At 66.5% G+C, this 19,394-nt stretch carries 18 protein-coding genes and 1 tRNA gene; 6 read left to right on the top strand and 13 right to left on the bottom strand.

What is annotated here, in order from left to right; all coding sequences use genetic code 11:
* The first annotated feature begins 64 nt into the window (after window positions 1-64).
* From AXYL_RS04295 to AXYL_RS04285, 3 genes are read left to right on the top strand one after another with little or no spacing between them, the layout of a single operon-like run.
* Window positions 65-1,690, top strand: a complete 1,626-nt coding sequence (locus tag AXYL_RS04295; RefSeq protein WP_013391598.1) for an FAD-dependent monooxygenase — start codon at window positions 65-67, stop codon at window positions 1,688-1,690.
* The gene (locus tag AXYL_RS04290; protein ID WP_013391597.1) at window positions 1,687-1,914 is read left to right on the top strand and encodes a hypothetical protein; all 228 of its coding nucleotides are present in this window, start codon (window positions 1,687-1,689) and stop codon (window positions 1,912-1,914) included. Before AXYL_RS04295 ends, AXYL_RS04290 begins: the two co-directional genes overlap by 4 nt.
* Window positions 1,911-2,366: a MarR family winged helix-turn-helix transcriptional regulator gene (locus tag AXYL_RS04285; protein ID WP_013391596.1), complete on the top strand. Its 456-nt coding sequence runs from the start codon at window positions 1,911-1,913 to the stop codon at window positions 2,364-2,366. Before AXYL_RS04290 ends, AXYL_RS04285 begins: the two co-directional genes overlap by 4 nt.
* Before the next feature lie 31 nt (window positions 2,367-2,397).
* Here AXYL_RS04285 and AXYL_RS04280 read toward each other — a convergent pair whose 3' ends face one another.
* From AXYL_RS04280 to AXYL_RS04255, 6 genes are all read right to left on the bottom strand, one after another.
* Window positions 2,398-2,718, bottom strand: a complete 321-nt coding sequence (locus tag AXYL_RS04280) for a 4a-hydroxytetrahydrobiopterin dehydratase (RefSeq protein ID WP_013391595.1) — start codon at window positions 2,716-2,718, stop codon at window positions 2,398-2,400.
* Window positions 2,719-2,787: 69 nt separating this feature from the next.
* Complete coding sequence (locus AXYL_RS04275) at window positions 2,788-3,435, bottom strand: OmpA family protein (protein ID WP_013391594.1); 648 nt, start codon at window positions 3,433-3,435, stop codon at window positions 2,788-2,790.
* A 233-nt stretch (window positions 3,436-3,668) separates the two neighbouring features.
* Window positions 3,669-4,985, bottom strand: a complete 1,317-nt coding sequence (locus tag AXYL_RS04270) for an MFS transporter (RefSeq protein WP_013391593.1) — start codon at window positions 4,983-4,985, stop codon at window positions 3,669-3,671.
* A gap of 40 nt (window positions 4,986-5,025) precedes the next feature.
* Window positions 5,026-6,210: an acetylornithine deacetylase gene (gene argE / locus AXYL_RS04265; protein WP_013391592.1), complete on the bottom strand. Its 1,185-nt coding sequence runs from the start codon at window positions 6,208-6,210 to the stop codon at window positions 5,026-5,028.
* A 36-nt stretch (window positions 6,211-6,246) separates the two neighbouring features.
* Window positions 6,247-7,449: a pyridoxal phosphate-dependent aminotransferase gene (locus AXYL_RS04260; protein WP_013391591.1), complete on the bottom strand. Its 1,203-nt coding sequence runs from the start codon at window positions 7,447-7,449 to the stop codon at window positions 6,247-6,249.
* 43 nt (window positions 7,450-7,492) lie between these two features.
* Window positions 7,493-8,287: an HpcH/HpaI aldolase family protein gene (locus AXYL_RS04255; RefSeq protein WP_013391590.1), complete on the bottom strand. Its 795-nt coding sequence runs from the start codon at window positions 8,285-8,287 to the stop codon at window positions 7,493-7,495.
* Window positions 8,288-8,452: 165 nt separating this feature from the next.
* Here AXYL_RS04255 and AXYL_RS04250 point away from each other — a divergent pair, with 165 nt between their 5' ends.
* On the top strand, window positions 8,453-8,932 hold the full coding sequence (locus AXYL_RS04250; RefSeq protein ID WP_013391589.1) for an Lrp/AsnC family transcriptional regulator: 480 nt from the start codon (window positions 8,453-8,455) through the stop codon (window positions 8,930-8,932).
* 51 nt (window positions 8,933-8,983) lie between these two features.
* Here AXYL_RS04250 and AXYL_RS04245 read toward each other — a convergent pair whose 3' ends face one another.
* The 6 genes from AXYL_RS04245 to AXYL_RS04220 form a co-directional block, all read right to left on the bottom strand.
* Window positions 8,984-9,640, bottom strand: coding sequence for an HAD family hydrolase (locus AXYL_RS04245; protein ID WP_013391588.1), 657 nt, complete (start codon window positions 9,638-9,640; stop codon window positions 8,984-8,986).
* A 100-nt stretch (window positions 9,641-9,740) separates the two neighbouring features.
* Complete coding sequence (locus AXYL_RS04240) at window positions 9,741-12,173, bottom strand: TonB-dependent siderophore receptor (RefSeq protein WP_013391587.1); 2,433 nt, start codon at window positions 12,171-12,173, stop codon at window positions 9,741-9,743.
* Between the two features lie 88 nt (window positions 12,174-12,261).
* The gene (locus AXYL_RS04235) at window positions 12,262-13,230 is read right to left on the bottom strand and encodes a FecR family protein (RefSeq protein ID WP_013391586.1); all 969 of its coding nucleotides are present in this window, start codon (window positions 13,228-13,230) and stop codon (window positions 12,262-12,264) included.
* Entirely contained in the window at window positions 13,227-13,742 is a 516-nt protein-coding gene (locus AXYL_RS04230) for a sigma-70 family RNA polymerase sigma factor (protein ID WP_013391585.1), read from the bottom strand. Before AXYL_RS04230 ends, AXYL_RS04235 begins: the two co-directional genes overlap by 4 nt.
* 197 nt (window positions 13,743-13,939) lie before the next feature.
* Window positions 13,940-14,015: transfer RNA gene (locus AXYL_RS04225), tRNA-Lys, on the bottom strand.
* 151 nt (window positions 14,016-14,166) lie between these two features.
* Window positions 14,167-14,913: an SDR family oxidoreductase gene (locus AXYL_RS04220; protein ID WP_013391584.1), complete on the bottom strand. Its 747-nt coding sequence runs from the start codon at window positions 14,911-14,913 to the stop codon at window positions 14,167-14,169.
* Window positions 14,914-15,028: 115 nt separating this feature from the next.
* Here AXYL_RS04220 and AXYL_RS04215 point away from each other — a divergent pair, with 115 nt between their 5' ends.
* The gene (locus tag AXYL_RS04215) at window positions 15,029-15,673 is read left to right on the top strand and encodes a TetR/AcrR family transcriptional regulator (protein ID WP_013391583.1); all 645 of its coding nucleotides are present in this window, start codon (window positions 15,029-15,031) and stop codon (window positions 15,671-15,673) included.
* Between the two features lie 11 nt (window positions 15,674-15,684).
* Complete coding sequence (locus AXYL_RS04210; RefSeq protein ID WP_041652250.1) at window positions 15,685-17,274, top strand: sensor domain-containing diguanylate cyclase; 1,590 nt, start codon at window positions 15,685-15,687, stop codon at window positions 17,272-17,274.
* Window positions 17,275-17,279: 5 nt separating this feature from the next.
* On the opposite strand, the gene AXYL_RS04205 is transcribed toward AXYL_RS04210, so the two are convergent.
* Window positions 17,280-19,367 carry an AsmA family protein gene (locus AXYL_RS04205; protein WP_013391581.1) on the bottom strand — a complete coding sequence of 696 codons (2,088 nt, stop codon included), beginning with the start codon at window positions 19,365-19,367 and terminating at the stop codon, window positions 17,280-17,282.
* Window positions 19,368-19,394: the final 27 nt, after the last annotated feature.

Raw genomic sequence — 19,394 nt, 5'->3', positions numbered from 1 at the left:
TATGGTTGCGCGTACAACCTTTTTGAGAATATAGTTGCGCAAACAACCAATATCCGGAGACAGCATGCCGCTACCCGCGCACGTTCCCGTCCTGATCGCCGGCGGCGGCCCCGTCGGCCTGACGCTGGCCGCCCTGCTGGCCGAATACGGCATCGCTACGCTGACCCTGGAGGCGGACGACGACTACTGCAGCGGCAGCCGCGCCATCTGCATTTCGCGGCGGTCACAGGAAATCATGGGCTGGGTCGGCGCCGACCGCCCCCTGACCGCCACCGGCTTGGCCTGGACCGGAGGCCGCAGCTACTACCGCAACAGCGAGGTGCTGCACTTCGAAATGCCGCACGACCCGCTGCAACGCTACGCCCCCATGGTCAATATCCAGCAGTACGCCGTCGAGGAGTACGCCCACCAGGCCATGCAGCGCCATCCGGAACGGGCCGCGCTGCGCTGGTCGGCGCGGCTTGCAGGCCTGCAGACGGACGCGGACGGCGTCACGGCCGAAGTGGAAGCCGAAGGCGGCCGCCACACCGTGCGCGCCGACTGGCTGATCGCCTGCGATGGCGGCCGCAGCACCGTGCGCGAAGCCATGGGCCTGAAGCTGACAGGCATGCAGTACGAAGGGCGCTACGTCATCGTCGACATCGAACAGGCATCCAGCCGTCCGGTGGAGCGCCTGGCCTGGTTCGATCCGCCGTCCAATCCCGGTTCCACCCTGCTCATGCATCGCCAGCCCGGCAATGTCTGGCGCGTGGATTACCAGATCCGCGACGACGAAGATCCCGAGGAGGCCGTCAAGCCGGAGAACGTGCTGCCGCGCGTGCAGAGCCATCTGGACATGATCGGCGAGAGCGCGCCCTGGAAGCCGCTGTGGATCTCCATCTACAACGCCAAGTGCCTGACGCTGGACAGCTACCGCCACGGACGCGTGCTGTTCGCCGGGGACGCCGCCCACCTGGTGCCGATCTTCGGCGTGCGGGGCCTGAACTCGGGGCTGGACGACGCGGGCAACCTGGCCTGGAAGCTGGCCTGGGTGCTGCAAGGCCAAGCCCCCGACAGCCTGCTGGACAGCTACAGCGTGGAGCGCGTCCACGCCACCCGCCAGAACCTGGCCTACGGCGCCAAGAGCACCGAATTCATGGCTCCGCCGGATTTCGGCTTCCGCCTGATGCGCGAGGCCGCCCTGCGTCTGGCCCTCTCGGACGAGCGAGTGCGCCAGTTGATCAACCCGCGGCAGTCGGCGCCCATCTCCTACGATGCCTCGCCCTTGAATCTGGCTGACGGCGCGCCGCAAGCCGGCGCCGCCGCCGCGCCCGGCCAGCCCGCGCCCGAAGCGCTGCTGCAGGATCGCGGCGCGCCGCTGCATCTCAGCGCGTGCTTCGGCGCAGGCTTCGTGGCGTTGGCGCTCGAACCCGACGCCAGGCTGGCAGCGGAACTGGAGGCCTTGGCCGCTGCCACTCGCGATGCCCCCCAGCCGCTGCGCGTGCTGAAGACGGGCGCCGACGCCTTGCAGGACACGCACGGGCAACTGCGCCAGCGCTATGGCGCCCAAGGCAGCGCCGTCTACCTGCTGCGGCCGGACGGCTACGTACTGGGCCGCTGGATCACCCCCGCGGCCGCCACCCTGCGCGCCGCCCTCCGGCCCTACTACCCCTCGATCGCCCTGGATGCGCCCAAGGAAGACCAAGCATGAACAACGATGAACTGGACCAGACCTATACCGCCATGGCGCAAGCCCTGACGCGCGTCGGCGAAGAGCAAGCGTCGCTCTTCCTGTCGATCCTGAGCCTGTCGCTGCTGGCCCGCTTAAGCGATGCGCGCGACGCCGCCGCGCTGCTGGCCCAGGCGGAAGCCGCCTGCCTGGCCAACGCCCCTGTGGCACACTGTCCCGCCTCTGCTTCTGCCAGTCCGACGTGAACCCGCCCGCCCTCGAACGATTCCTGACCTACCGCCTGCACGTGCTCAACAAGATCACGGACAGGGACACGAATCGCGCCTATCTGGAAGACTGCGGCATTCCGCTAGGCGAGGCGCGCTGCCTGGCGGCCATCGGCCGCTACGCGCCCCTGTCGGTCAACGACCTGGCGCGCGCGGCCAATCTGAACAAAGGCCAGGCCAGCCGCTCGGCGCAGGCGCTGGTGGAACGCGGACTGGTCGAAAAAACCATGTCCGCCTCCGACGGGCGCGGCGTGGTGCTGGCGCCGACCCCGGCCGGCCTGGCGCAATACCAGCGCGTCATCGACCTGATCGCCCGCCGCAATGAGGAGATCTTCAACTGCCTCAGCGACGACGAGCAACGCCTGCTGGGCGACATGCTGGACCGCGTGATCGGCCATCTGCAGCCGGACGCGGACGGGGCGGAAGACTAGCCCACAGCCGCGATTGCAACTCGCTCAGGCCCTAGCCCTTAGGCGCGGTCGCGCCCAGTTGCGCAGCCGCTTCATCCATGAACTGCGCCATGCGCACGTCCAATTCGGTCACGCCGCCAGCGTCATGCGTGGTCAGGGTCACGTCCACACGGTTATAGACGTTGGTCCATTCGGGATGATGGTTCAGCTTCTCCGCGAACATGGCGACGCGCGCCATGAAGCCGAATGCCGCATTGAAATTGGGAAAGCGGAAGCGCTTTTCGATGGCGTCGCGCATCGCAACCGCCTGCCAACCTGACAAAGCGGCCACGGCGGTATCGGTGCCGACGCGGGCGGGAGGAAACATGCTCATGACGGACTCCGGAAAAAAAAGGCGGCGGCGCGTTGCGCCAGCCGCCTCGGACACTGGGCTGGCCCAGGCTTACTGCTGGACCGCGTACAGGTAGATTTCCACGCGGCGGTTCAGCGCGCGGCCTTCGGCGGTCGCATTGTCGCCGATCGGATCGTTCGGTCCGCGGCCTTCGACCGTCAGGCGGCCGGCTGCCACGCCCTGCTTGCCGAGGTAGTCCGTGACGCTCTTGGCGCGATTGACCGACAGCGTCTGGTTGTGCGCCAACGCGCCCGTGCTGTCGGTATGGCCGACCACCTTGGCCCGCAATTCAGGATGCTGGTTGAGCGAACGCGCCACGCTGTCCAGCACCGGCAGCAACGCGGGCTTGAGCTGCGTCTTGTCGGTATCGAACGACACGCCGCTGGGAATGTTGACCTTCAGGCTGCCATCGGGCATTTCCACCACGTCGATACCCAACGATGAAGCGCCCGACTTCTGCACGTCTTCCTTGACCACTTTCCAGTTGTAGCCCACCAGGCCACCCGCCACCGCGCCGATGCCGGCGCCGATGGCCGCGCCCTTGCCGTGGCCGATCAAGGCGCCGATGCCGGCGCCGATGGCCGCCCCGGCGCCCGTACCCACGGCCGTGTTGGTCTGCTGCTGCGTGGCGCATCCCGCCAGCAAGGCACCCGTGGCCGCGACAACTGCGATCCGGTTGAATATTGTTCTTGAGCTCATGGCAACCTCCACTTATTCCGTCGGTGTGCCGGATCATTCCGGCCAGACCATGCTAGCAAGCGCGGGACGGGAGGCAGGCAACATTTTGTACTATCAGCAGGGTCCTGAAGATAGCGCGGCCGCGCTGTACGGCGCGGCCCCAGCCGGAGCGAAAAGGCGCGCAATCCCGCAACAATGGGCTACATTCCGCCCAGCGCGGGCCGGCCTTCAAGGCGAAGGCCGGCGCCTGGCGCCTAGCGCTGCTGGAACGTCCGGCGCGCCACGTTCAGCGACACCATGGCCATGAGCGCGATGGCCAGCAGGTAGTAGCTCGGCGACAGCTTGGAATCGGTGGTCGCGATCAGCCAGGTCAGGATGAACGGCGCGAAGCCGCCGAAGATCGTCACCGCGATGTTGTAGCCCAATGACAGGCCCGTGGTGCGCACCTGCACCGGGAAAATCGCGGACATCAGCGCCGGCATGGGCGCAAAGTACAGCGTCGCCAACAAGCCCAGAATGACCTGGACGATCATCAGCACGCCCACCGTCGGATACGACACCAGCAGATAGAACAAGGGATAGCACAGCACTGCGGTCAACAGGGCCGCGGCCGTCATGATGCGCGCGGGTCCGATCCGGTCAGCCAGCGCGCCCACAAAAGGCGCGCCTACCGTCATGATGACGCCCGTGACCAGCGTCGCCAGAAAGCCGATGGTCGGCGGCAGGCCCAGCTGGCGAATCGAGTACGTGGGCATATACAGCGCCAGGTAGTTGCCCACCGAGCCCAGCGCCACGAAGCCCACCGTCACCAGCAGCCGCAGTTTCTGTCCCGCAAACATGTCGCTCAGGGGCGAAGCCGAAGCCTGCGCCGCGCTGAATTCTGGCGTCTCATCCATGTGATGGCGGATGTAGTAGCCCACCGGCGCAATCAGCAGGCCGAACACGAACGGAATGCGCCAGCCCCAGCTTTCCAGCTGCGCCTGGGTCAAGGTCGCGTTGAGCACGGCGCCGAACAGCGCCGCCAGCAGGATCGCGGCGCCCTGGCTGGCGACCTGCCAGCTGGCATAGTAGGCGCGCCGATCCGGCGCATATTCGATGAGGAAGGCCGTCGCGCTGCCGAACTCTCCGCCCGCCGAAAAGCCCTGGATCAACCGTGCGACCAGGATGATGACCGACGCGGCAACGCCGATCTGCGCGTGCGTGGGCACCACCACGATGATCAGCGTGCCTATCATCATCAGGAAAATGGAAGCCGTCAGCGCCGCCTTGCGCCCGGCCCGGTCGGCATAGCTTCCCAGCACGATGGCGCCCAGCGGCCGCATCAGGAACGACACGCCGAACGTGGCCAGCGCCAGCAGCAGCGAGGAACTCTCACTGGCGGACGGAAAGTACAGCTTGGCAATGATCAGCGCGAAGGTGCCGTACGCGATCATGTCGAACCATTCGAGCGCATTGCCGATGGACGCGGCGATCACCGCGCGCCGCGCCTGGGCGCGCCGGTCGCCTGATGGCGCCGCCTTGTCGCGGGCAGCGGCCGCCGCATTCCACGTTGTCTTCTCCGAGTAAGCCATTTTTCCCTCTGTTTTTTTGAAGAATTAACTATCGATCAACTTATGGACGGGCTATCGCAAGATGGCCCGCCAGCTTTTCCATGAACTGTTCGCACAGGCCGATCTGCGACAGCGCCACATACTCATCGGGCCGGTGCGCCTGCTGCAGATTGCCCGGACCGCAAATCACGGCCGTCATTCCTGCCCGCTGAAACAAGCCCGCCTCGGTGCAATACGCCACCTTCTCGGTGCCGCGCATACCGGTCAGCGCCTGCGCCAGCCGCGCGATCTCGGCGGTCGCGGCGGTATCGAAACCCGGCACTTCTGCCATCGCCTCCAGCTCGATGTCGGCCTGTGGGTGCTCCGCCTTGATGCGGTCGCGCAGTTCGCCGGTGATGTAGCGGCGCAGGCCGCCGATCACGTCCGGCGCCAGCACGCCCGGAATGGTGCGGAATTCGAACTCGAACTGGCAACGGTCCGGGATCGTGTTGACGGACAGGCCGCCCGAGATCGTGCCGGTGTTCGCGGTGGTGTACGGAACCTCGAAGTCCTGGTCGAACGGTCCGTTCTGGCGATGGCTGTCGGCCATATCGCGGATGTGGCAGATGGCGCGCGCCGCATATTCGATCGCGTTGACGCCACGCGGCGTCAGCGAAGAATGCGCGGCATGCCCATGCACGGTGCAGCGGTACAGATTGCTGCTCTTGTGCGCCGAGATCACGCGCATTTCGGTCGGCTCGCCCACGATGCAGCTATCGGGCCGGATCTCCAGCTTCGCCAGCTCGCGCAGCATGGCGTCCGCGCCCAGGCAGCCGACCTCCTCGTCATAGCTCAGCGCCAGATGCAGCGGCACGCGCAGGCGCCGCGACGTGAACGAGGGCAGCATGGCCAGCGCCGTCCCTATGAAACCCTTCATGTCGCAGGTGCCGCGTCCGTACAGCCGGCCATCGCGCACTTCGGGCGCGAACGGATCGCTGCTCCAGGCCTGGCCGTCCACCGGCACGACGTCGGTATGGCCCGAAAGCACCACCCCGCCCTGAGTGCCGCCGTCGGCCGCGGGGACGGTCACGAAGAGGTTGGCCTTCTTGCCGTCGGCGTTGTAGATCAGCCTGGGCGCAAGCCCGGCCGCAGCCACGTGGTCGCGCACCGTTTCGATCAGGCCCAGGTTCGACAGCCGGCTGGTCGTATCGAAGCGCACCAGCCGTTCTATCCATTCCAGGGAACGGGGAAGCTCAGGAGTATTCATGGCTCTTGCCCTAATGTTGAGGTCCGGCGCCGGCGCTCAGGCTGGCTGGCCCCGGGCCGCGTCCAGAAAGCGCGATAGTCTAGCCACGCCTTCATCCAGGCGCTCGTGCGCGCTGGCGTAGCACCAGCGCAGATAGCCCTCGCCCTCGGGACCGAAAGCCACGCCCGGCGCCAGGCCCAGGCCGCCGCGCACCACCAGGTCCTTGCAGAACGCCAGGCTGTCCGAGACGCCGCGGACGCGGAAGAAGGTGTACATCGCGCCCGGCGCCGCGCCGGCCAGCTCGACCCCAGGCACCTCGCCCAGCCTCGCTGCCAGATGGTCGCGCGCCAAGCGCAGCCGCTGCACCGTGCGCGCGATGACAGGCTCGCCCTGTTCCAGCGCGCACAAGGCGGCGGTTTGCACAAAGCCGGGCGTGCAGGTGTTGCTGTATTCGATCAGCTTGCCGATCTCCGGCAGCAGTCCGCGTGGCATCACCACCCAGCCCACGCGCCAGCCCGTCATCAGCCAGGCCTTCGAGAACGAGTTGCAGCTGACCACGCGATCATCCGGCGCGGCGATGTCGAGGAACGTGGGCGCCACCGCGCCTTCGTAGTAGTAGCGTTCATAGACATCGTCGGAGATGATCCAGATGCCGTGCTTGCGGCAATGCTCCAGCACCGCGCGCTGCTGCTCGGCGGTCATCACCCAGCCCGTGGGATTGTTCGGCGAGTTCACCAAAAGCGCCCGCACATCCGGCGTCAAGGCGCTGAGCAAGGCGTCCAGATCCAGGCGCCAGCCGCTCTCCGAGAACGACAGCGCCACGGTCGTCACCCGCGCGCCCAGCACCTTGGGCATTTCCACCAGGTTGGGCCACAGCGGCGTCACGGCAACCACGTGATCGCCCGCGCCCACGACGGCCTGCACGGCGGTCATCAGCGCCGACGTGCCCGAACTGGTCACCGCGATGTTGTCCACGTCGCGCTGGCCGTGCAGGCCGCTCACATACGTGGCCAGGCGTTCACGCAACGCCGGCACACCCAGGGTCTGGACGTAGAACGTCTGCCCGGAAGCGATATGGGCGATCGCCGCGTCGCGGAATGCTGCCGGCGTCTGCTCGTCGGGCTCGCCGAACCAGAACGGCAGCACGTCGGCGCGGCCCATGCCTGCATTGGCGACTTCGCGGATTTGCGACGAACGCAAGGTCTGCACGCTAGCGCGCGCGGTGGCGCTGAAGCCGCCGGAAGATACTGCTGTGTTCATGCCTGTTCCTGTCTTGCCAGAAGAAAGAGATCGCGCCGCCCGCTCAGCGGCACGCCGCGTCGAACTGCGCGCGCGCCTGACGGGCGCCCCGGGCCAGCCAGGCCACGTCGGAGTGCAAGGCGATGAACTGCACCCCCAGCTTGCGGTAGCGCGCCGCCTCTTCGGGATCGTTGGCGAAAATGCCGACCGCCTTGCCCGCCGCCTTGCCGGCCTCAATCACGCGGCTCACGGCCTCGCGCAGCTCGGCGTGGGCCATGTCGCCCAGGCGGCCAAGGCTGGCCGCCAGATCGGCCGTGCCGACGAACAGGCAATCCGCCCCAGGCAGGGCGGCAATGGCTTCCACGTTGCGCACCGCCTGCGCCGATTCGATCTGCAGGACCGCGCAGGCCTGCTCATTGGCCAGCTTGACGTAGGACGGGTCTTGCCCATACATGCCGGCCCGCACCAGCCCCGCCACCCCGCGCACGCCGCCATTGCCTTCGAAGGGAAAGCGCATGGCTGCGACGGCGCGGCGCGCGTCCTCGACCGTGTCGATGTTCGGGAAAATGATCGTCTTGGCGCCGCAGTCCATGGCGCGCTTGACCAGCGCCGCATCGTTAACCGTCACGCGCACGATCGGATACGCCGCCGCGCCATGCGCGCGCGCCGCATCGATGGCCTGCAATTGCGCCGTCAGGCCCGCCACATCATTGGGCGCATGCTCCATGTCGACGACCAGCCAATCGAAGCCGCAATGCGCAATCGCCTCGGCCACGGCCGGGCTCGCCAAAGTCAGCCAGCAGCCCTCGGAAGGCTCCAGGGCCAGGAGTGCCTTGCGTATCGGATTCGAATCTTTCATGTCTGCTCCATAGTGTTCAAACCGGGAGCATTCATCGTGTCGACGCCCCCTCAAACAGCCAAACAAAGATACCGGAGCCGAATCGCGAATATTTCCGAATTTTTGACGTCAACGTGTAATATTTTGGATTGAAATTGGCGAAATCCTGGATTTCTTGGAAAAATCGTGCAAAACAAGAATTTCGACCCCACAGACCTGCAGATCCTGGCCGCCTTGCAGGTCGACGGACGGCTGTCCAGCGCCGATCTGGCCGAACGCGTTTCGCTCACTCCCTCCCCTTGCTGGCGGCGCGTCAAGCGCCTGGAAGACGAGGGCGTGATCCGCGGCTACCGGGCCGAGGTCGACGTCAAGAAGCTGGGCTTCGGCGTGACCGCGTTCGTCTGGATTTCGCTGGACATGAAGGGTGCGGAGCACGTCAAGGCGTTCGAGGACGCCATCAAGGACGTGCCGGAAGTACTGACATGCCATTGCGTGTCGGGCCGCTACGATCACCAGTTGACGGTGATCGCCCGCGATTTGGACGCCTTCGGCGATCTGGCGCGCTACGTACTTGGCGCCTTGCCGGGCGTGAAGGAGGTCTACACCTCCTTCGTGCTGAAGGAGGTCAAAGGGTTGGGAGATGCGATTTCGTTGCCGGCGGGATGATGCCGGGAACAGGCCGGCAAAGCGCGGCATGCCCCCAGGCATTGCTCGCCGTCAGCCTGCGCCGAACCGTTCCAGCCAGGGCAGCGCCGCATCCAGCCGCGCGGACTCCACTTCAGGCCGCGCCGCGCCTTCCGGCAACGTCAGTCCCACCCGGTTGTGCCAATACGTGCGCAGGCCCACCTTGCTGGTGCCGAACATGTCATAACCGGACCCGGCGACGAATGCGGCCTGGGAGGGCTGCACCTGCAATTGCGCCAATGCCAGTTCATAGGGGCGCGGGTCGGGCTTGTAGAAACCTGCTTCCTCCGACGTCACCACTACGTCCCAATCCACCCCCAGCAAGCCAGCGGCGCGCCGCCCCAGGCGGGCGGAACAGTTGGTGACCACGGCCAGACGGCAATGCGGCCGCAAGGCCTGCAACAGTTCTCGGGCGCCGTCCCATGCAGGCAGTTCGTCCCAGCCCGCTTCCAGCGCGGCCGGCGCCGCCGCCGGCAAGCCGACCGCGGACGCGGCCTCCTGCACCAGGCGCTCATAGGGTTGATAGGCGCCGCAGCCATAGGTGCGGCGCAGGTACTCCGCGCGCCAGGCCCGCCCGGCGGCCTCGGAGCCGGCGGCGCGGTTCCATACGGTCCAGGAGTCGAGCAAGGCCGTCAGCAGGTCGAACAACACGGCGCGGGGATAGGCGGGTAAATGGACGGTACTGGACATGCGCGGCTCTCTCGGACGGGTACGGAGCCACTATAAAGAGCATCGGAGCCGCTGTGATTCAACCTGCGTTTACCCACCATTAAGCCTGAACTTAATCGCCCTACCAGCGGTAAGCCACCCGCGCCATGACAGTCCGCTCCAGGCCGTAATAGCAGTTGGTCACGCTGTCGCACGCCGCCACATAGCGCTTGTCGAACAGGTTGCTGGCGTTCAACGAGAACTGGTAGCTCCCCATGTCATAGCGCAGCGCGGCGTCCACCAGCGTGTAGGCAGGCACGCGCACTGCATCCGGGATGTCATTGGTCGCCCCCATGTAGCGCACACCCGCGCCAAACCACAAGCCGGCCAGCGGTCCCGTGGCCGACAGGCGGTAATCAGCCCACAGCGACGCCATGTGATCGGGAATGTAGGGCGGACGCTTGCCCAGGTTGACCGCGGTCCGCGCCGCCTTGGTCACCTTGACGTCACTGTATGTATAGGACGCGAGCAGGTTCAACTGCGGCGTGACTTCCCAGGTGCCTTCCAACTCGATGCCGCGCGAACGGATTTCACCGGTCTGCACGCTGAAGCCGGGATGGGCCAGGTCCGCCGTCGACACATTGGTCTGGCGCAGATCGAAGAGCGAGACTTGCGCGAAGCTGCGGGCGCCGGCCGGCTGATACTTCAGGCCGATCTCATACTGCTTGCCGCGCGTGGGTTCGAATGGCGTGCCGCCGTAGCCCGCGCCCGCCACCGGCTCGAAGGACTCGGTGTACGACGCGTAGGGCGCGAGACCGTTGTCGGCCAGATAGACCAGCCCGACCTTGCCGCTGAACTGTTCATCATTGGTGCGCGTCGTGGTTTCCACGCCGGTACGCAGGATCGTCTCACCGGTGGTGGAACGCGCCCAATCGTAGCGGCCGGCCAACTGCAGCACCAATTTGTCGTAGAACTTGATCTGGTCCTGCGCATACAGACCGAACTGCCGGCGCACCTGGTTGGTGTCGTTGGACGCCTGCGGCGTCGCGCCGGGAAACGGCCGGCCATACGCCGGGTTCCACACATTGATCGGGTCCACCGCGGCCGTGCGCAAGCCGTAAAGCCGGTCGAAGCGCGATTCCTGGTAATCCGCGCCCAACAACAATGTGTGCGCCACTGGTCCATGAGACAGGTTGAACTGCGCCTGGTTGTCCAGCGTGAACAAATGGAAGCCCTCTTTGCTGACCAGCGAAATCCGGCGCAGGTCCGTGTAGGGCTCGCGCGTCTGCACCCAGCCGCCGTTCGCCCCCAGGCTGCGGTAATCGACGTCCAGCGTGGAATAGCGCAGGTTCTGGCGCAGCGTCAGCTGATCGTTGACCCGGTGCTCGGCCAGGTAGCCGATTTGCGCCTTGCGCCGGTCGGTCTGGTCAAAGGTCGGGTCGCCCGTGAAGAAGTCCACGGGGATATGGCCGTTGGCAACAGGCCAGAGCGTGCCTGCCGCCGGCAGGAAGTTGGCCGTATTGCCTGTGCGGTCGTGCTGGTACTGCGCCAGCAGCGTGATCGAGGTCGCCGCGCTCGGCTTCCAGGTCAGCGACGGCGCCAGCAGGACGCGGTCGTCGTCGACGTGATTGGTCTGCGTGCCACCCTCGCGCCCCACCGCCGTCAGACGGTAGAGCCAATGGCCCGCATCGTCCAGCGGGCCGGTGAAGTCGCCCGAGAGCTGCTTCCGATCAAAGCTGCCGTACTGCACCGCCAGTTCGCCACTGCGCGTCTCCAGCGGACGCTTGCTGACCTGGTTGACGAGACCGCCGGGCACGGTCTGCCCGTACAACACGGACGAGGGGCCGCGCAGGACTTCCAGGCGTTCCAGCGTGTAGGGATCGACTTCCCAGCCACCGTAGCCGCCTGAGTAGGCCAGCTTCAGGCCGTCGAGATACTGCCCGTTGTTGGCGACATTGAAGCCACGCACGTAGTAAGTGCCGCGGCGCGTGTCATAGATGGGCTCGGTACGCACGCCCGCGCTGTAGCGCAAAGCCTCGTCCACGCGGCTGACGCCCTGCGCCGCCATCTGCGCCTGCGTGATGACGCTGATCGACTGCGGCGTCTCGATCAACGGCGTATCGGTCTTGGTGGCTGTCGCGCTCTTGCGCGCGACATAACCGTCGACCGGCCCCCAGGCCTGCTCGCCGCTGCCATGCACGGTGATCGGCTCCAGCGTGCTGGTGGAGGCGCCGGGCGCGCGCCTGATGGTGTATCCGGCCTGGCCGCGCGCAACCGCCTCCAGGCCGGTGCCGGCCAACAGCCCAGCGAACGCCTCGCGGGGCGCCACCGTGCCGGACAGGCCCGGGCTTTGCAGCCCGGCGGTCAACGCCGGATCGAACGACAGGATCAGGCCAGCCTGTTCGGCATAACGGTTCAGCGCTGGCGCCAACGGGCCGGGCGGCACATCGACCGCGCGGGCGGCCGTCGCGGATGGCGCTGCCAGCGGCTGCGCCCAGACAGGATGAAACGCGGCCAACGCGGCCGCGGCGGACAGCGCGCGCAAGGCGCGCGCAGCAGACTTGGAATGACTCATGAGCGGACGACCCTCTCCAGATTGATGGCTACTCATGAGTCATGACGAAGCAAACCGCGCCAGGGACAGCGGAATGCAGGATTTTTTTTCAACGGCGCTGCACCAGCACCAGCCAAGAGGTGTATCGGCTGACCGTAATGGGGAGGCTGGCCGCCAGCGAGGCCAGCGCCTGATCAGGCGCTTCCAGCGGGAACACCCCCGACACGCGCAAGCCGTCGAGCGCGCCTGCGTCGTATTGCAGCCGCCCCTTGCGGTAGCGGCCCAGCTCCGCCAGCACGTCGGCCAGCGGCTGGTTGTCCACCACCAGGCTGCGCCGCGTCCAGGCCAGCGCCTGCTCCGGATCGACGGATTCGACCTCGCCGACCTGACCGCCGCCCATGCGCACGCGCTGCCCGGCCGCCAGGTCGGCGCAAACCGGTGCGGACGTCTGGGCGCAGGCCCGCACGCGGGATTGCTGCACGATGACGTCGGTATGTCCCTCGCCGCGCCGCACGGCATAGCGGGTGCCCAGCGCCTGCGCGGTGCCGTCCGGCGTCCGCACCACGAAGGGCCGTCCCGCGGCCTCGTGCGCCACATCGACCAGGATTTCGCCTTGCCGCAAGGTGATCAGACGCTCGCGGGCATCGAAGCGCACGTCGATGGCCGAATCGCTGTTCAGGGTGATGCGGCTATGGTCGTCCAGTTCAATGACGCGCCACTCGCCGACTCCGCTGCGGTGATCGGCCAACAGCCAGGCCGGCGGCGCCATGCGCCAGAGCGCGGCACCGCAGATCAGCAGAGCCAGCGCCGCCGCCCCCAGGGCGCGGCGGCCAGTCCGCGGCTTGCGGCTGGACTGCTCCAGGATGCGCCGGGCCACCGCGGGAGAATCAAAGGCTGCCGCCTGGTCGAAACTGCCCCAAAGATCCTCAAGCCGGCGGTAGACCTTCTCGTGCTGCGGATCCGCCGCCCGCCACCGCCGACAGGCCTCGCGGTCGGCGTCGCTGGCGCCCTCATCGCGCAGCGTGGCCATCCATTGCGCGGCGTGCTCCACGATGGCAGGAACGGCACCGGTCTTCACGCCGCCTCCATCGCCAGGTAGCAATGAGCAAGCGCGCGCGCAACATACTGCTTCACCATGCTGGTGGATACGCCCAGTTCGGCGGCGATCTCGCCGTAGTTCCGCCCTTCCAGCCTGTGCAGCAGGAAGGCGCTGCGCGGCTTGGCGGGCAAGGTATCGAGCATGCGCGCCAACGCCGCCAGGATCTCCACGGTTTCGAGCAACTGCTCAGGCGCGGGCGCCGCCTCGCCGCCATGCAGGATGGCCCAGCTCTCCAGGCACACCGCCTCGAGCTTGCGCCGGCGCGCGTCGTCGATCACCAGGCGGGTTGCGGTCGTTGTGAGATAGGCGCGCGGCGTCCTGATCGCCGCCAGATCGTCGCGGCCGATCAGCCGCACAAAGGTATCCTGCGCAAAGTCGGCCGCGTCGCAGGGCGAGCCCAGCTTGCGGCGCAGCCATCCGACCAGCCAACCGTGATGATCGCTGTACCAGGTCAACAAGGCCGCGTGGCGGGCAGTATCGGGAGCGGACATGGCACGCGCGTCGGGATTTGGAAATAAGAATGATTAGCAATCATATCAAAAGTCCGTGTCCCGCCATCCCGCTTTTCTCAATGGCGCAGCGCATGCATTTTTCATGGCTCCCGCGAGCCGCACAGCCTGCCGCCGCGCGCTTGAACAGAAAAAACAAAAAGGCCGTTGACGGTGACGTCAACGGCCTTTGGGAATTCTGGTGGGCTGTGAGTGGCTCGAACACTCGACCTACGGATTAAGAGTCCGCTGCTCTACCAACTGAGCTAACAGCCCTGCAACTTCACTCAGTCTCGTCCGCTTTGCTGCGCGTTTTTTAGTCCGCCGCCGCTGCGCTTCGTTACGTGTGTAGTGCGAAGAAGCAAGATTATATGCAGCTTTTTTGGTTTGTGCAAGTCGCCCCGAAAAAACTTTCAAACAGGCCGCATCAAGCGGCGTAGCCGCCGTCCACCGACAGGCTCGCGCCCGTGACGTAGCGCCCTTCCGGCCCGGCCAGGAACGCCACCATGCCGGCGATGTCGCGAGCTTCGCCGTAGTGCGGCAGGGACAGCACAGCCACCAGATCTGCCGCATGCGCGCCGTCGGCGGGATTCATGTCGGTGTCGATGGGGCCGGGGTGCACCACGTTGGCGGTGATGCCGCGTGCGCCCAGGTCGCGCGCCAGGCCCTGGGTCAGGCCGACCAGCGCGGACTTGCTGGCGGCATACAGCGCGACGCCGGCGCGGCCGGCGCGGCCGGCCAGGCAGCTGCCGATGTTGATGATGCGTCCGCCGTCCGGCATGGACGCCTGCGCCGCCTGGATGGCGACGAAGGGCGCCCGCACGTTGATGTCCATGGTGCGCTCGTAGTCGTCGAGGCTGGTCTCGCCGATGGCGCCGGTGAGAAAGATGCCGGCATTGTTGACCAGCACGTCGATAGGCCCGAGCTCGGCAATGGCCCGTTCGACCGCGACCCGGACGGCGGCGGCATCCGCGGCGTCCGCCTGGATGGCCAGCGCGCGGCGCCCGTCCGCGGACAATTCGCGCGCCAGCGCCTGCGCGGTGGCGGCCGAGGAAGCGCTCACGTAGGTGAAAGCCACGTCGGCCCCGTCGGCCGCCAGGCGGCGCACGATGGCGGCGCCGATACCCCGGCTTCCGCCGGTGACAAAAGCAACTTTCCCAGTCAGATTCGACATTGGCACACCCATATTTGTAGTGATCAGTACAAATATATTCGCCGAGCCAGCCAACGTCCGTCAACTATTTTTTTATCAATCACCACAAAAATCCCTGCCGGGTAAAATCACGCCCATGGCAGAACGTGGGCGCCCCCGGAACTTCGACCGGGCCCAGGCCTTGCACAAGGCCATGGACGTCTTCTGGTCGAAGGGATATGACGGAGCATCGCTGACCGACCTCACGGCGGCGATGGGCATCAATTCGCCCAGCCTCTATGGGGCATTCGGCTCAAAGGAAGGACTATTCCGCGAAGCGGTGGAGCTCTACCGCGAAACCGAGGGCGGCGCGGCGCGGCGCGCGCTGCAAGATGCGCCCACCGCCCGCGAAGCCATTCTGTCCATGCTGCTGGCATCGGCAGAACGCTTTACCGCTCCCGGCACGCCGTCTGGCTGCATGATCGTGCTGGGCGCGCCGGCAGGCTGCATGAATCAGACCGGCGTGGGCGATTTCCTGGGCGACAACCGCCGCGAAATGCAAAGCCGCATCCTGGCCCGTCTCCAGGCCGGCGCATCCGAGGGCGAACTGCCGACAGGCACCGACCTCAAGAGCCTGGCCGCCTTCTACACCACCGTGCTGCACGGCATGTCGATCCAGGCGCGCGACGGCGCCACCCGCAAAACCCTGCAAGCCGTGGCCAGACAGGCGATGTGCGCCTGGGATGCGCTGACCGCGAGCCCGCCGTCCTCCGGCTTGCCGCAAGGCCGGGTCCGCGCCTGATGGATCGCGTCATGTTCCGGATCGATCTGCGGCGTCTCATCCTGTGGATCTGTCTTTTTTCGGTCGCCCTGGCGCTGGTCGGCAGCCTGCACGCGAGCTACGTGGTGCAGCGCGACCTGCTGCTGCATACCGCACTGGAACTCAACCGGGCCTATGCCTCCAAGCTGGCATCCACGACCGAGATTTTCCTGACAGATCTGAGGCGCTATCTGTCATATAGCGCCGAAATGCTGGCTGACATGGAGACCCATCCCGAACACATGACGACCGAGATACTGCGGCAGGAACGGCAGTTGGCCCACTTCAACTCCACCTTTATCGTCTCGCCTCAAGGCAAGGTGTTGGCGACATCGACGTCGGGCCAGGATTTGCTGGGGCAGCAGCTGCGCAGCGAAGCGACCAAAGAGGCGATAGCCAATCAGCGCCCGACTGTCGGCGCCGCCTACATAGGCCGCCAGAACCGCTGGATGATTCTCTACACCCACCCGATTTTTTCGGCCGACGCCCGCTACCTGGGCTTTTTCGGCGGCGCGTTCTACCTGCATGAGCACAATGCGCTGGACCATCTGCTGAATCAGCATTTCTATCGTGGCGAGTCCTCCCTGTACGTCCTGGATCGCAATGGCGCGCAGATCTACCATTCCGACCGCAGCAGCCTGGGGCAGATCGTCCCTTCGCCAAGCGACTTCGCCGCCGCCCTGCGCGGCGAAACTGGTGAAATGCGCTACACGGATGAACATGGCCGCGAAATGCTTGCAGGCTATGCACCCGTGCCCAGCATGGGCTGGAGCATCATCGCTCAACGCCCGGTGGATGCCACCTTGCAGCCCCTGAGCGATCTGCTGCTGGCCACGGCCCGCCAGACCTTGCCGCTGCTGCTGCTGTCGCTGGCGTCCATCTGGCTGTTGTCGCGCTGGATCGCCCGGCCGCTGGGGGAACTGGCCAGCATCGCCACGCATATGCAGAACCCGGACTCGGCGGACCGCATCCGCCATGTGCGCTCGTGGTACTCGGAAGTCGCGCAGCTAAAGCGCGCGCTACTGATGGGGCTGGCCTCGATCCACCACAAGATCCGCGACCTGCGCCGCGAGACCACCACGGACACCTTGACCGGCTTGTTGAACCGGCGCGGCCTGAACGAAGCCCTGGCGCTGCTGCAGGCCGAGGAACAGCCGGTGGCGATCGTGGCCATCGATATCGACCACTTCAAGCACATCAATGACCGCCATGGCCACGCGGCGGGCGATCGCGCGCTGCGCGAGCTGGCGCAATTGATGAGTGAAGGATCGCGCAGCGGTGACACCCTTGCGCGCGCAGGCGGCGAGGAATTCGTCATGCTGCTGCCCGGCGCGCCGCTGGAGGCTGCGATCGGTCTGGTGGAACGGCTGCGCCTGCGTATCGCAGCCGAGCCCGGTGTGATCGCCATTCCGCTCACTATTTCGGCCGGCGTCGCGGCCTACCCGGAACACGGCGCGACGCTCGACGCCGCCCTGCAACGCGCGGATCAGGCCCTCTATTACGCCAAGAACCATGGCCGCAACGCGGTCTGCGTCGCGGACGACAACGTCCAGGCCGGCGCGCGCATGGCGTCGCCGGGCTGAATCGCCTATTTGCCTTTCGCCGCGGCGGGCGCGGACGCCTTGGGCGGCTTGCGCATCTGTTCGAGCAAGGGGCCGCAGGCGTTCTCGTCCGTGGTGCTGGGCGCCACCAGGGCCAACAGACCGGCAGCCGGCGTCAGCAACACCCCCAAAGCGACCATGCCCGCGCCGCGCGCGGCTAGAGGCAGCACGTGCACGCCCACGTCCGGCGAGCCGAAGGTACCGCGGACGTACAAGGGAGAGCGCAGCGAGAAGATACGGAAGCCCTTGCTGTCCGGAGTAATGTCCATGTCCAGCTTCTCGTTCTTGAAGTCGGCCGTGCCGGTAATGCTGATGAGCGCGTTCTCGGTATCAAACACGAACACCCGCGGCGTCATGACGCCGCTCTTCATTTCCAGGTCGGCCGCGCCGCAGTTGATCTTCACCTCGTCGTCGCCGAACAGCTTGGAAACGACGTAGTTACCCACGTTGAGCCCCGCGATCTCCATCAGGCTGCGGCTGATCACGCCGTCATTGACCAACATCTTCACATCGCCCGTCGCCGTGCCCAACAAGGTGGCGACCGAATTCCCTGCGCCGCTCACCGCCATGTCGCCATTCAGCTCGCCCAGCGTTTTCTGCATGGCGGCGGTGCCGGGAAAGAGCTGCTTGAGCCGCAGGCGGCGCGCGCTGATGTCGACGCGCCCGGTCAGGGTCGCGCCGGAGCCATCCAGGCGTATGGTGGAGTTGATGTTGCCCCCGGCCATCCCGAAGCGCAGGGGCTCCAGGGCCAGCTTGCCATCCTGCAACACCAGATGCACGGACAGGTCCGACAGCGGCAACTTGCTGTCGTGCACGATGCGGCCCGCATCCAGCGAGACGTCGGCGTCCATGTCGCGCCAGCGGTCGGTTCGAAAGGCCTGGGTAGGCAGCACCTTGCCGCCCTTGGGCTTGGCCGGCGCATCCTTGGCCTGGTCCGTTGCCGCGCCCGCGACCTTGCCCGACGGCACGCCGATCAGCGGCCCCAAGTCCTCCATGCGCAACTGCTTGGAGGAAAGCTTGCCGGTCAGCTTGGGCCGCGGCATGCCTAGCGCGAAGCTGATGTCGCCATGCAGATCGCTATTGCCCACCTTGCCGTTGAAGCCCTTGTAGTCGAACACCGCGCCACCGGGATTACGCAGCTTGGCCACCAGATGGCCGTCGGTGGAATACGGCGGCGTGTCCGGCAGGGTGACCCCGGTTAGCGGATACAGCTGCGCCATCGACGCGCCCGACAGCTTCAGCCGCAGGTCCAGCGCGCCAAGGTTGACCGGGTCGGTCAGGGTGCCGGCCACCGACGCCCGGGTGCCGCCGATAGCCACGTCCGCCTGCACCGGAAAGGGTTGCCTGGCGTCCTGCAGGGCCAGCATGCCGCCGACCTTGCCTTCGCCCTTGGTGGCCAGGCCCTTGTACTTGCCGTCCAGCTTCCAGCCGAACACATAGTCGCGCGGCGACGGCGCGGCGCCGCCCTCTTCCGCCGCGAAGGCCGCGCCGGCCACGTCCGCGAACGGCACCGGCTTGCCCAGGGGATCCACCAGCACGGTCAGGTCTGCCTTGAGGACCTCGTCCACCAGCCCCACGCGGCCCTTGTCGAAGCCGATCTCGTTGATATCCAGCACCCAGGGCGACGGTTCGCCGGTTTCCGGCAGGGTGAACTCCCAGTTGGCGCGGCCGTCCGCCAGCCGCTGCAGGTCGGCGGCGGGTTCGGTCAGCTGGATGCGGCGGATGACGACGCGCTGGCGCAGCAGCGGCAGTAGCGCCAGGCTGAGCTCCCCGCGCTTGAGGGTCGCGAACTGCGGCGCCTTGGCCCAGGGCGCGTTGCCCACCGATATGTCGTTGGCGATGATGTGCGGCCATGGCACCCAGGCGCGCCAGCCGCCCCCGTCGGAATCACGCCCCCATTCAACGCTGAGATCGCCGTTGATGGCGAAGGGGCGTCCGATCGCGGCGCTGGCCCGCTCGTTAATGAAGGGCTTGGCGCGGTTCCAGTCGAAGGTGGCGATCACCACCACCAGTACCGCCACGAGGAGCGCCGCTCCCCCTACAATCCCGATCGCTATTTTTCCAGAGCGCGTCATGGTTATTATCCTTGGCATTGCGGCCGG

Origin of the sequence: Achromobacter xylosoxidans A8, assembly GCF_000165835.1 — a bacterium.
Classification (GTDB): Bacteria; Pseudomonadota; Gammaproteobacteria; order Burkholderiales; family Burkholderiaceae_B; genus Achromobacter; species Achromobacter xylosoxidans_B.
This window is presented reverse-complemented; position numbering and strand designations above follow the sequence as displayed.

Coding starts and splice junctions, on each gene's coding strand:
- AXYL_RS04295 (WP_013391598.1), top strand. CDS start 65: ATGCCGCTACCCGCGCACGTTCCCGTCCTGATCGCCGGCGGCGGCCCC.
- AXYL_RS04290 (WP_013391597.1), top strand. CDS start 1,687: ATGAACAACGATGAACTGGACCAGACCTATACCGCCATGGCGCAAGCC.
- AXYL_RS04280 (WP_013391595.1), bottom strand. CDS start 2,718: ATGAGCATGTTTCCTCCCGCCCGCGTCGGCACCGATACCGCCGTGGCC.
- AXYL_RS04275 (WP_013391594.1), bottom strand. CDS start 3,435: ATGAGCTCAAGAACAATATTCAACCGGATCGCAGTTGTCGCGGCCACG.
- AXYL_RS04270 (WP_013391593.1), bottom strand. CDS start 4,985: ATGGCTTACTCGGAGAAGACAACGTGGAATGCGGCGGCCGCTGCCCGC.
- argE (WP_013391592.1), bottom strand. CDS start 6,210: ATGAATACTCCTGAGCTTCCCCGTTCCCTGGAATGGATAGAACGGCTG.
- AXYL_RS04260 (WP_013391591.1), bottom strand. CDS start 7,449: ATGAACACAGCAGTATCTTCCGGCGGCTTCAGCGCCACCGCGCGCGCT.
- AXYL_RS04255 (WP_013391590.1), bottom strand. CDS start 8,287: ATGAAAGATTCGAATCCGATACGCAAGGCACTCCTGGCCCTGGAGCCT.
- AXYL_RS04245 (WP_013391588.1), bottom strand. CDS start 9,640: ATGTCCAGTACCGTCCATTTACCCGCCTATCCCCGCGCCGTGTTGTTC.
- AXYL_RS04240 (WP_013391587.1), bottom strand. CDS start 12,173: ATGAGTCATTCCAAGTCTGCTGCGCGCGCCTTGCGCGCGCTGTCCGCC.
- AXYL_RS04230 (WP_013391585.1), bottom strand. CDS start 13,742: ATGTCCGCTCCCGATACTGCCCGCCACGCGGCCTTGTTGACCTGGTAC.
- AXYL_RS04220 (WP_013391584.1), bottom strand. CDS start 14,913: ATGTCGAATCTGACTGGGAAAGTTGCTTTTGTCACCGGCGGAAGCCGG.
- AXYL_RS04215 (WP_013391583.1), top strand. CDS start 15,029: ATGGCAGAACGTGGGCGCCCCCGGAACTTCGACCGGGCCCAGGCCTTG.
- AXYL_RS04210 (WP_041652250.1), top strand. CDS start 15,685: ATGTTCCGGATCGATCTGCGGCGTCTCATCCTGTGGATCTGTCTTTTT.
- AXYL_RS04205 (WP_013391581.1), bottom strand. CDS start 19,367: ATGACGCGCTCTGGAAAAATAGCGATCGGGATTGTAGGGGGAGCGGCG.